General features: G+C 67.3%; 11 protein-coding genes. 3 read left to right on the forward strand and 8 right to left on the reverse strand.

Translation table 11 applies throughout. The annotated features are described in order from the left end of the window. Positions 1-52: 52 nt before the first annotated feature. From AncyloWKF20_RS05680 to AncyloWKF20_RS05695, 4 genes are all read right to left on the reverse strand, one after another. A complete protein-coding gene (locus AncyloWKF20_RS05680; protein ID WP_279316929.1) occupies positions 53-1,318 on the reverse strand; it encodes a sensor domain-containing diguanylate cyclase in 1,266 nt (421 codons plus the stop codon). A gap of 202 nt (positions 1,319-1,520) precedes the next feature. Further along, positions 1,521-3,221 carry a HAMP domain-containing methyl-accepting chemotaxis protein gene (locus tag AncyloWKF20_RS05685; RefSeq protein WP_279316930.1) on the reverse strand — a complete coding sequence of 567 codons (1,701 nt, stop codon included), beginning with the start codon at positions 3,219-3,221 and terminating at the stop codon, positions 1,521-1,523. A gap of 129 nt (positions 3,222-3,350) precedes the next feature. After that, complete coding sequence (locus AncyloWKF20_RS05690; RefSeq protein ID WP_279316931.1) at positions 3,351-3,632, reverse strand: S4 domain-containing protein; 282 nt, start codon at positions 3,630-3,632, stop codon at positions 3,351-3,353. Positions 3,633-3,700: 68 nt separating this feature from the next. Continuing rightward, entirely contained in the window at positions 3,701-4,354 is a 654-nt protein-coding gene (locus tag AncyloWKF20_RS05695; RefSeq protein WP_279316932.1) for an alpha/beta hydrolase, read from the reverse strand. A gap of 100 nt (positions 4,355-4,454) precedes the next feature. Here AncyloWKF20_RS05695 and AncyloWKF20_RS05700 point away from each other — a divergent pair, with 100 nt between their 5' ends. Both AncyloWKF20_RS05700 and AncyloWKF20_RS05705 read left to right on the forward strand, forming a co-directional pair. Next, a complete protein-coding gene (locus AncyloWKF20_RS05700) occupies positions 4,455-4,754 on the forward strand; it encodes a DUF2218 domain-containing protein (RefSeq protein ID WP_279316933.1) in 300 nt (99 codons plus the stop codon). 77 nt (positions 4,755-4,831) lie between these two features. After that, positions 4,832-5,323, forward strand: a complete 492-nt coding sequence (locus AncyloWKF20_RS05705) for a hypothetical protein (protein WP_279316934.1) — start codon at positions 4,832-4,834, stop codon at positions 5,321-5,323. Here AncyloWKF20_RS05705 and AncyloWKF20_RS05710 read toward each other — a convergent pair. Then, positions 5,313-5,570 carry a sulfurtransferase TusA family protein gene (locus tag AncyloWKF20_RS05710; RefSeq protein ID WP_279316935.1) on the reverse strand — a complete coding sequence of 86 codons (258 nt, stop codon included), beginning with the start codon at positions 5,568-5,570 and terminating at the stop codon, positions 5,313-5,315. The two genes, AncyloWKF20_RS05705 and AncyloWKF20_RS05710, sit on opposite strands and share 11 nt — an antisense overlap. Positions 5,571-5,758: 188 nt before the next feature. Here AncyloWKF20_RS05710 and mobB point away from each other — a divergent pair, with 188 nt between their 5' ends. Continuing rightward, on the forward strand, positions 5,759-6,295 hold the full coding sequence (mobB, locus tag AncyloWKF20_RS05715; RefSeq protein ID WP_279316936.1) for a molybdopterin-guanine dinucleotide biosynthesis protein B: 537 nt from the start codon (positions 5,759-5,761) through the stop codon (positions 6,293-6,295). On the opposite strand, the gene mobA is transcribed toward mobB, so the two are convergent. From mobA to recG, 3 genes are all read right to left on the reverse strand, one after another. Continuing rightward, positions 6,283-6,888: a molybdenum cofactor guanylyltransferase MobA gene (mobA, locus tag AncyloWKF20_RS05720; RefSeq protein ID WP_279316937.1), complete on the reverse strand. Its 606-nt coding sequence runs from the start codon at positions 6,886-6,888 to the stop codon at positions 6,283-6,285. The two genes, mobB and mobA, sit on opposite strands and share 13 nt — an antisense overlap. Beyond that, complete coding sequence (locus AncyloWKF20_RS05725; RefSeq protein ID WP_279316938.1) at positions 6,888-7,229, reverse strand: YbaN family protein; 342 nt, start codon at positions 7,227-7,229, stop codon at positions 6,888-6,890. Before AncyloWKF20_RS05725 ends, mobA begins: the two co-directional genes overlap by 1 nt. Positions 7,230-7,336: 107 nt before the next feature. Then, the gene (gene recG / locus AncyloWKF20_RS05730) at positions 7,337-9,418 is read right to left on the reverse strand and encodes an ATP-dependent DNA helicase RecG (RefSeq protein WP_279317892.1); all 2,082 of its coding nucleotides are present in this window, start codon (positions 9,416-9,418) and stop codon (positions 7,337-7,339) included. Positions 9,419-9,547 lie beyond the last annotated feature (129 nt).

The raw sequence follows: 9,547 nt of genomic DNA on the forward strand, positions 1-9,547 counted from the left end.
TCACCACTTCATCGCCCATGCCGAACCGCTTTTCGCCCGGAGCGACGCGCCGTCATGGCGTGCCGGCAGGGTCCGCCTCGAACCTGACGCAGTTACGGCCGGCGTGCTTGGCGACGTAGAGCGCGCGATCAGCGTGCAGCAGCAGGTCTTCGATCGAGGTTTCGGCTGTCGGCGCGCAGGCGCCGCCGATGCTGACCGTCGCCATCTGGCGGTTTGGGCCTCGCGTAATGGGCGTGCTCTCCACCACCTGCCGCAGCCTTTCGGCGACGCTGATGGCACGCTCGCGATCGACTCCCGGCAGCAGAACGGCGAATTCCTCCCCGCCTATGCGGGCGAGCACGTCGTGCGGCCTCAGCGCCGCGCGCACGCGGGCTGAAATCTCGATAAGCACCTCGTCGCCAAAGGCATGGCCGTAGCGGTCGTTCACCTGCTTGAAATGATCGACATCGAGCAGCAACGCCGCCAGCGGCTCGCCGCTGCGGTCCAGCAGCCGTCCCTGCTGGAAGAAGCTGCGCCGGTTCAGCACGCCGGTGAGCGCGTCCGTATCGGCGAGCTGCCGCAGATCGAGCGCGAGCTGATGCCTCTGCGAGACATCGACATAGGAATGCACGCGGTAGTCGCCGATACGGAAGCTGTGGCTTTGCAGAACCTTGTCACGGCCGCCGCCGGTGCGAATCTGGAATTCGGAGGTGGAGATGGTGCCATCGCCTCTCGGCGCCATGGACAGCTTCGCCGCCCACTTCACCTTTGCCGCCTCGCGGATGACCGGGTCCGGGTAGAGCCTGAGCCACCAGTCGTCGAGCGCGGCGATTTCCTCCAGCGTATATTCGAAGATATCCGTGAAGCCGCGATTGGCGAAAACGCCGACATCGTTGTCGTCCTCGATCAGCAATGCCACCGGAAGCTGATCGAGGATGGTGGGGAGAAGCTGTACCCAGCGTCCCGATGTCGGGTCCGTCTCGCCCACGGCGCGAGACGGCGGGCTGGTCTCGATCAGGGTCAGCGCCCACATCGCCTCCTCTGCCGCGTTGGCCTGCCCCAGACGCCGCGCGGCGATCTGGAGATCGCGAGGCTCGCCAGCGAGGCGGGTGCGCAGGTGCAGAACCTCCGGCACGCGCCCATCTTCGGCAGCACGCAAATAGGCGGACAGCGCATCGACTGTCTCGGGAAAGAGTGCCGCCAACGTCAGGGGAAGCGCTTTGGCCGTCTCCCCGAAAAGAGCGACCGCTTCGGGATTGAGCGCGAGGACGGTGTCGGCGCGGACCGCGAGCATCGGAACGGCGACGGAAGACAGCCAGTCAAGCTCAGCAGAATTCATGGCATGACGTGCGGTGACGGGACCGGCGTTTCGGGCGGCGCATCGCCAGGCGAAATCAAACTATCCGTCCGCCGCCGGTCGCAGGCAATAGGCGAAACGGCGTGTCGTCCGTCGGCAGGTCATCCGATGGTATTAATGCCGTGAACGCAACGATCCCCGCGGTGGTGCCGCGGGGCTCGCAGGTTTGAGGAATGCGGCAGTCTCAGGCGGCGCGCAGTGTCTGCACGAAGCTGCGCACTTCCTTATTGAGTTCCACCGCCTGCCCGGAGAGGTGCTGCGAGAGCCCCTTGAGCTGCACCGAGGCGGCGCCGGTGGTCTCGGCCGCCTCGCCCACGCCGTGGATGCTCTCATTGACGACGCGGGTGCCCTGCGCGGCATGCTGGGTGCTGTGGGCGATCTCGCGGGTTGCGGCACCCTGTTCCTCGATGGCGGCCGAGATCGCCGCCGAGGCGGTGCGGATCTCGTTGATCGTCGTGGCGATGCGGGTGATCGACGAGACCGAACGGCCGGTCGCGCTCTGGATCTCGGTGACCTTGGCGGAGATCTCGTCGGTCGCCTTGGCGGTCTGGCTGGCGAGTTCCTTCACTTCCTGCGCCACGACGGCGAAGCCCTTGCCCGCCTCGCCGGCCCGCGCGGCCTCAATGGTCGCATTGAGCGCCAGAAGATTGGTCTGGCCGGCAATGCTGGTGATGAGGTCGATGACCGCGCCGATCTGGCTCGCCGCCTGGGTCAGCTCGGCGATCTCGCCCTGAATACGGTTCGAATCGGTGGAGGCGTTGTCGGCGATCTGTGCCGCGCGGACCACCTGCTCGGCGATCTCGCGCACCGAGGCGGACATTTCCTCCGTGGAGGCCGCCACGGTCTGCACGCCGGAAGACGCTTCCGTCGCCGCGTCGGTGACCGCGCGGGCCTGCCGCGTCGTCTGCTCGGCGGCGGCGGAAAGACTGGTCGCCGCCTGCGCCACCTCGCTGGAGGAAGTTGAGAAGGCCTCGGCAAGCGCGCCCATGCGGCTCTCGAAGGTCGCGGCGATCTCTTCCTTCTGCTGGCGCAGCCGCTCCGCCGAACGCTGCTCCTCAAGGGCAGCCTGCTCGCGAAGATTGGCGTTGGCGATCAGCTCTTGCCGGAAGCGCGCGAGGCCTCGGGCCAACTGACCCACCTCGTCGCGGCGTTCGGTCTCGCCCACTTCCGTCTCGAAGTGGCCGGAGGTGAGCGCGCCCATCACGCCGACGATTCGGCCGATGGGCTTCACGATACCCTTGGTGGCGATCAGGAAGGCCAGCACGAGACAGGCGAGGATCGCCGTACCCGTGCCGGCATAAAGCTCGACCAGCGTGGCGTTGGCGCGCGCGTGCAGCTCTTCCTCGCGCTGATGCATCTCATCCTGAAGCGAGGAGACGAGTGTGGCGAGGTCGGCGCGCACCTTCTCCAGCGCCGGCTCGCAGTCCGTCATCATCATCTTGTCGGCGCGGTGCTTGTCGTCAGCGGTCGTAGCGGTGAACGCCGTCATGATGGTGGGGCCACACGCCGTCTTAACCTGGCTGTCGAAGCGGCTGACGATCGCGTCGATCGGCGCCGCGTGATCCGGCAGGGCGGCCTTGGCCTGTTCGGCATAGGCGTGAAGCTCGTCGAGCCCGTGCGACAATTCCTTTTCCGCTTCGCGGCTCTCTTCCGGACTGGTGGAGGCCAGGGCGTGAAAGATCGACCGTTCCGACCAGACGACCTGGAGGTTCATCCGCGCCAGAGCCACCGCCGCCTTGGCGTCGCCCTCGATCAGGGCCGTATAATCTTCCTGCATCTCGGACATGCGCCAGCCGGCGAACAGAGTGCAACCGGTCGAGCAGAGGCCGAGCAGCGCCACGACGAGGGAAATCTTGCCCAGAATGGGCCAATTGGTGAATCTCATCGCGGCACTTTCATGCGTTATTGAAGGCTCCTCCAACATGAGTCCGCGTGGCTTGCCCGAGGCTGGCTTCGCCATCGTATCGCGGCCGAAAAGCTGATCTTTATGCGCAGGCGGTGCGTAGCCACATCTTCAGCCAAGAAGCGTGTAAAGCGTGCGCGCCTCTTCCGCGGGCCCGCGACGGGCACCGACCGACTCGACCCGCACCACGACGACCCCCTGCTGCAAGGCGAGGGTGAGAACATCGCCGGGACGCAGCGCGCGGCCGGGCTTGTCCAGCCGCACCGGCTGGTTGTGATGGGTGATCCGCACCATGCCGCGCTCGATCAGCGCGACGGCAACGCTCCGGGTCTTCGCAAAACGTGCGCGCCAGAGCCAGACATCGGCGCGGCAGGCTGTGTCACTGTCGCTCATCCGCGACGCGGGCTCCGTTCTTGCAGTCCATCAACGCGCCCGCCCCCGCTCGGGTGCAGGGCGGGCGATCAGTTGCCCGTCATGCCTTCCAGCGTCGAGATGACGAACTGATGGAACTTGTCCATCGTGTCGATGCTGGTGTGGCTGATATTGGGTTGGCCGGAGAGGTCGAAATTCTCCAGCTGCCCGGTATAGCCGGGCACCGCTGAGACCGGCTTGCCGAAGCCGTCCTGCGCCCAGAAATTGATGAAGACGGCGACGTTATTCGGCACGGGGCCGGGGTCGGTCGCGTCGAAGGTCACGCCGAGATCGACGGGGATGTTGTTCGCCTGGATGGTCGTGGCAATGTCGATCACCGCATTGGCGCCGAGCGAATGGCCGATGATGACGACCGGGCCGGTATGGCCGCCCTGAGAGCGCGTTTTGATGAGGTCGATCACCTTCTGGGCTTCGTCCCAACCATAGATCTGCGAGGTGTAACCCTTCTCCACCAGTTCCTGCGCCAGGCTGTCCATGCCGAGCGAAAAAACGCCGAAAAGACCGCGCAGGAGGTATACATGCGTGTCGGCGCGGGACGGCAGTGGCTGGCCGGGCTTGGCTGTCACAGGTGCTGCCGCCCATGGCGGGCGCGGCGAAGTCTGGGCCGAAGCCGGCACGGTGAAGAGGAGCGCGAAAGCGGTCGCCAGCAGCGCGGCCGCGGCGATGAAGCGGTCGAGTTTCATTCCTTCCCCCGAAGCGCACGCAGAGTGCGCGCCGTATAAAATCAGAGCCGCCGGGCTTGTCCACCGCCCGCGGCTTCCTGCAGCACGCGAGAGATGAGTTATGACGATCACCACCGAGGCGCGCGTCTCCACTGTTAACGGCAGCCGCTATCTCCAGCAGCTCTGCAAGCACTGGTCACACAAGCTGGAGGTCGAGTTCACGCCGGAGCACGGAACGGTGAAGCTGCCCGATGGCGCGCTCGCCACCATGTCCGCGCAGCCCGAGACGCTGGCCGTCCACATCAGCGCGCCGGATGCCGAGATCCTCGAACGCATGAAGGACGTGGTTGCCCGGCACCTCGACCGCTTTGCCTTCCGCGAGGCGCCGCTCGCCTTCAACTGGCAAGACGCCGCAGCCTGACACCGTCGATTTTTCTCGAAATTCGCAGTGATTTTGGTGTTCTTTCCGCTGCGGGCAACGCCCGGAGGAGAGGAACCATGTCCAGACTGCTCATCGCCGCCCTGCTGCTGGCGGCTTCATCCCTTACCGCTTCGGCCCAGTGGGTCTCGGAGAAGGAAGGTGGCGCGTTTGACGACGACGCCACGCACCTCGCCGTGACCGTCGCCGGCGACTACGTTTTCGGCCTGCGCTGCCGCAGTGACAATCTGGAAGCGGTCTTCATCACGCCGGAAAAGATCGACGACCCGAAGGACGTCGAGGCGATGAACACGGTGGGCGCCAAGCTGCGCGTGCGTGCGGACAAGGGCGAGATCCTCGTCTTCGATGCCGTCGCTCATGAGGTGAAGGGCACGCTCGGCATCGTGGCCGAGGTGGACGAGGATCTCTTCCTCGAGGTGATGGACGCGGATTCGTCGATTTCCGTCGTCATCACCATGAAGGGCGAGAATTTCCACGAGACCAAGTTCAACGCTCGCGGTTCCACCAAGGCGCTGGAAGAGGTCGCCGACGGTTGCGGCATCAGCTACTGACGCTAACCGTGGCCTTGCGCAGCGTGAAGGTGAGCACGCCGTCCTGCTGCGCCTGCCCCTCCAGCCGATGACCGTCCTGCTGGGCGAGGTGGGGGATGTCGATCACCGCCATCGGGTCGGTGCATTGGATGATGAGGCGTGCGCCCGGCGCCGCTCGTTCCAGCGCCCGCCGCGTGTGCAGCGCGGGCAGGGGGCATTTCAGCCCCCGGAGGTCCAGCCGGAGCACAGTATCGCTGTCGTCGGACATGGCCGCCTCCGCCCGCGTTCCTTGCATGAGCGCACCTAATCCGGCCGGCGCCCATCCGGCAAGTCGCACGCGGCGCGGCATGATCGCCCCGCGCCGGATCGACGCCGGCTATGGGGTCATGGCCGGCACCCGCTTGACTTGTGCGCCTCGACGACCGACCTCAGCGGCGGATGGTTGAGGAGGAGCGGATGCGGCTCATCGGTTTCGCCGGCTGGAGCGGCGCGGGCAAGACGACCCTGCTGGCCCAGCTCATTCCGGCGCTGGTGGCGCGGGGACTGCGCGTTTCCACCATCAAGCACGCCCACCACAATTTCGATATCGACGTGCCCGGCAAGGATTCGCACACGCACCGTGTCGCCGGCGCGACCGAGGTGCTGGTGTCGTCCGGTAATCGCTGGGCCCTGATGCATGAGCTGCGTGGCGCTGCCGAGCCGGAACTGCCGGAACTGGTGGCCCATCTCGCGGCGGTCGACATCGTGCTGGTCGAGGGCTTCAAGCGCGACCATCATCCGAAGATCGAGATTCACCGGGCCGAGGTCGGCAAGCCACTGCTGCACCCCGATGACCCGTACATCGTCGCCATCGCCTCGGACGCGCCGCTTGAGGGCGTCACCCTGCCGGTGATCGACCTCGACGACATCGAGGCCATCGCGGCGGCGGTCGAGCGCCATGCGGCGCCGGTGGAAAGCATCCTCTGGCGCGCAAGTGCGCCTCAGCTGGCCTGAGCGGCCAGCGCCTCGGCGTGCGCGAGGTCGTCGGGCGTGTTGACGTTGAAGAACGGGTCAAGCGGCGTGACGGGCCAGTCGACCGTGGCCGCCCCAACCCGCGCCAGCCAGGCATCCACGCGTCGCTGACCATCCTGAAGCAGGAGACGGCGCAAATCCTCCCGCGCCGCGACCGGCCACAGGCCGACCACGCCATGCACCCGCCCGCCCGAGCCGGCGCAGGCGGCGCCGTCACGCCCGGCCGCTTGCGTCAGTCGCGCGGCGAGATCCGCCGGCAGGAACGGGCAGTCGGATGGGACGGTGAGCAAATGGCGGGCCTGCGGCAAGTGTGCCGCGAGATGGTCGAGCCCAGCGAGAATACCGGCGAGCGGCCCGGGCCGATCCGGCACGCTGTCGGGGATAACCGGCAGATCGAGCCCGAAGCGCTCGGCCGGCCCGTTGGCGTTGAGCAGAAGCGGGGAAACCTGAGGCCCGACGATCCGGGCGATCCGGGCGAGGATGGTCTCGCCGCCCAGCCGAAGCAGCGCCTTGTCGCCGCCACCCATGCGCCGGGACAGGCCGCCCGCGAGGATGAGGCCGGCGGGTGCGTCCATCACGCGGTCGGCCGGGTGAGCAGATAGGCGGAGACAGCGATGAAGGTCACGCCGATCATGCCGAGCACTGGCAGCGACAGGCCGAGCATCACCAGAATGCCGAAGCTGGCCATCATCGAGCCCGTCGCGACGAACTGCGCCCAGCGCGGCACCGCTCCATTCGCGCGCCAGGCGCGCACGGAGGGGCCGAGCCTGGGATGTCCCAGCAGCCACGCCTCGAAGCGCGGCGAGGAGCGGGAGAACAGCCAGGCCGCGAGAATGAGGAACACTGTACCGGGCATGCCGGGCATGATGATGCCGAAGATGCCGAGACCGACGCATAGCCAGCCGGCCGCGAACATCACCCAGCGCAGAGGTGACGTTGCGGAATAAACCGGCGATCTCGGCTCGTCCCGTGGCGGCATCGCGGCGCTCGGTCCAAGTTGTCCCATGGTCAACACACAATAACTCAGCCGGCGCTCAGGAGCTTCACGGCTACATCCCTTTCAAAGATATGTAGCAAAAGCCGCAGGGCCACTCCACGCGGGCTGGAAAGATCGGAATCATTCTCAACGATCTCTGCCGCCTCCGCCCGCGCGCGATCCAGCAGCGGGCCGTGAACGTCCAGCCGCGCGAGGCGGAAACCGGGGAAGCCGCTCTGCCGGGTGCCGAGGACATCGCCCTCGCCGCGCAGGCGCAGATCCTCCTCTGCCAGGAAGAACCCATCCTCGGAGGACCGCAACGCCTCCAAACGCTGATGCGCCACTTCGCCGAGTGGGCGGCGGTAGAGCAGCAGACACACCGAGGCGGCATCCCCACGCCCGACCCGCCCGCGCAATTGGTGAAGCTGCGCGAGGCCGAATCGTTCGGCGTGCTCGATGACGATGATCGAAGCTTCCGGCACGTCGACGCCCACTTCCACCACCGTGGTCGCCACCAGAAGCTGCGTCTCGCCGGCAGCGAAGGCGGCCATGGCGGCATCCTTCTCCGCACCCTTCATCTTGCCGTGAACGAGACCCACGCGGGCGCCAAAATGCGCCTGAAGCTCGCTGAAACGCAGCTCGGCGGCAGCAAGGTCGGAGTTCTCCGATTCCTCCACCAGCGGGCAGATCCAGTAAGCGCGCCGCCCCTGCGCGAGCGCCGTGCCGAGGCGCGCGACGATCTCGTCGATGCGGTCGGATGGAATGGCGCGGGTGTCGATCGGCTTGCGCCCGGCCGGCTTCTCCCGCAGCTCGCTCGACGCCATGTCGCCGAAGTAGGTGAGAACCAGCGTGCGCGGAATGGGGGTCGCCGTCATCACCAGCACATCCACCGCGTCGCCCTTGGAGGCGAGGGCGAGGCGCTGGTGCACGCCGAAACGGTGCTGCTCGTCGACGATCGCGAGGCCGAGGTCGCGAAAGGCGACGCCCTCCTGAAACAACGCATGGGTGCCGATGACGAGGTCGATCTCGCCAGAAGCAAGGGAAGCCAGCAGGGCCTCGCGAGCCTTGCCCTTCTCGCGTCCCGTCAGCAGGGCGACCCGCAACCCGACGGTCTCGGCGAGCGGGGCGATGGTCTTCATGTGCTGCCGGGCGAGGATTTCCGTCGGCGCCATGATCGCCGCCTGCCGGCCGGCCTCGACCACCGTCGCGGCGGCGAGCAGCGCGACGACCGTCTTACCGGAGCCGACATCGCCCTGCAGCAGACGCAGCATCCGGTCCTGCGAGGCGAGATCGGCGCGGATGGCGATGAGCGCCTCGCGCTGCGAGCCGGTGAGGGCGAAGGGCAGGGCGGCCTCGATCCGCCCCGTCAGCCGCCCGTCGCCGATGCTCGGTCGGCCGGCCTGTTTGACGGTGCGGGCCCGCACCAGCGCGAGGGCGATCTGGCCAGCCAGCAATTCATCATAGGCAAGCCGTTGCCAGGCGGCGCCGAGCGGCTGCGCGTCCTCCGTATCCGCCGGCTGGTGAACCCGGCGCAGCGCCTCATGGAAGCTCAGCGCAGGCGTCCCCGCCTGCCACTCCGGCAGGTCGCCGGTCTGGCCGAGTGCGGCGTCCACGGCGCGACGCACATGGCCATGCCCGAGCCCCTCGACCAGCGGATAGACCGGCTCGATGGGCGGCAGCTTGGCCAGCCCTGCAGCATCCAGCACCCGGTCCGGGTGAACCATTTGCGGGATGCCGTCGTAGAGACTGATGGTCCCCGATACCCACCGCGTCTCGCCGATGGGCAGCAGGCGCTCCATCCAGCTCCGGTCGGCCTTGAAGAAGGCCAGCACGAGATCGCCGGTCTCGTCATGGGCGTAGACGCGATAGGGCGCCCGCGATCCGCGCGGCGTCGGCACATGGCGGTCGACATGGACTTCGACCGTCACCACCGTGTCCGGCACTACCTCGCGGAGCGTAGGCCGGGCGCGGCGGTCAATGGTGGAGGCCGGCAGGTGAAGCAGCAGGTCGAGCACCCGCGCGCCCTCCGCCCGGCCGAGCAGACGGTTGAACGGCTTGGCGAGCTTCGGTCCGATGCCCGGCAGGCCGGTGATCGGCGCGAAATAGGAGTTGAGGATGTCGGGCCGCAGCATGATGCCGGAAGGTGGACGAAGCGGCCCGCCCGCGCAATCCGATCACCACGCTCGCCCACCGCCATGCGCCGCATCTTGACCACCCAATCGCAAGGTCTACCTGACAGCGACCGCGTGGCGCGCTAA

Source organism: Ancylobacter sp. WKF20 (genome assembly GCF_029760895.1).
Lineage (GTDB): Bacteria > Pseudomonadota > Alphaproteobacteria > Rhizobiales > Xanthobacteraceae > Ancylobacter.